The 1288-nt window shown below is 55.7% G+C and carries 2 protein-coding genes; both read left to right on the top strand.

Annotated features, from left to right (window positions below):
* Positions 1-31: 31 nt before the first annotated feature.
* Entirely contained in the window at positions 32-391 is a 360-nt protein-coding gene (locus G1E_RS29815) for a transposase (protein WP_009685034.1), read from the top strand.
* A gap of 29 nt (positions 392-420) precedes the next feature.
* Complete coding sequence (locus G1E_RS22535; RefSeq protein WP_232555061.1) at positions 421-1233, top strand: IS3 family transposase; 813 nt, start codon at positions 421-423, stop codon at positions 1231-1233.
* Positions 1234-1288 lie beyond the last annotated feature (55 nt).

Below are 1288 nucleotides of genomic sequence, written 5' to 3' on the forward strand. Positions count from 1 at the left end.
ACAAACGTAGGAGCGAGCGTGAACTGGCCTAATGATTTTGGACATCTTCATCGGGCGCTATGATGGCGCCCAATTGGAGGCAAAATCAGTGCGTAAATCTTACTCAAGAGAATACAAAGTCCAAGCTGCCGAAATGGTGCTGGACGGTGGCCAGTCAGTCCCCGAAGTCTGCGCGGCCCTTGGGCTTGGGCCTACGGCGTTGCGTCGTTGGGTTGAGCAGGTGCGTGAAGAGCGAGCCGGCAAGGTTCCAGCTGGAGCCAAAGCGATCACTCCCGAGCAGCAACGAATTGAAGAACTCGAAGCGCTGGTTCGGCAAAAAGATCGGGATATCGAAATCCTAAAAAAGGCCAGTGCTCTTCTGCTTCGGGACTCCAAAGATCGTTCTCGCTGATCAACGAGCTGAGTGAGCAATACCCTGTTATCGACTGCTGCCGCGTGCTTGGGGTCAAGCGCAGCAGCTTCTACGCGTGGCGCAAACGCCAAGGGCGTGAAAACCCGGCCAGGGATGCTCTGCGTCTGCTTGCGGTTAAGCACTTCAACGCGTCACGAAGTGCCTCTGGCTCGCGAACGCTGGTGCAGGAATTGCGGCGTGAGGGCCATGAAGTCGGGCGATTCAAGGTGCGCGCGTTGATGCGAGAAGCTGGCCTGAAATGCAAGCAGCGCAGGCCGCACCGGTATCGGTCATCGGGCGCGGAAGCACTGATCGCGGAGAATCAGCTGAAGCGTAATTTCAAAGTTTCGACAATCAATGAGGTTTGGTGTGGCGATGTGACTTACATTCAGGTTGGCAGGCGCTGGTTGTACCTGGCCGCCGTGATTGATCTTTATGCCCGCCGAGTAGTGGGTTGGGCGTTCTCGATGATTGCAGATGCCAATTTGGCTTGTAACGCCTTGCGCATGGCAGCTGAGTCGCGAGGTAGGCCAGCGGGTGTAATGTTTCATTCAGACCAGGGCTGTCAGTACGCCAGCCATAAATTCAGAGCCACGCTCGATGAGTACAACTTGAACCAGAGCATGAGCCATCGAGGCCAATGCTGGGATAACGCTGCCATGGAGCGGTTCTTCGGAGCGTTGAAGTCAGAGTGGATGCCCGCAGGGGGCTACGAGACCGAAGCGCAGGCACGAGTAGATATCCAGGCTTATCTGATGCGCTACAACCTCAAGCGTCTCCACAGCTACAACGGCTATGAAACGCCGGTAGCCATGGAGGAAAAGCTCAAGATAGCGGTATGAACCTTAACCGGTGTCCAAAATTACTTGACCAGTTCAGCGCAGCTCGCGATTGCGC

The sequence above is a fragment of the Pseudomonas sp. TJI-51 genome (assembly GCF_000190455.2).
In the GTDB taxonomy this organism is placed as follows: Bacteria; Pseudomonadota; Gammaproteobacteria; order Pseudomonadales; family Pseudomonadaceae; genus Aquipseudomonas; species Aquipseudomonas juntendi.

Coding starts and splice junctions, on each gene's coding strand:
- G1E_RS29815 (WP_009685034.1), top strand. CDS start 32: ATGATTTTGGACATCTTCATCGGGCGCTATGATGGCGCCCAATTGGAG.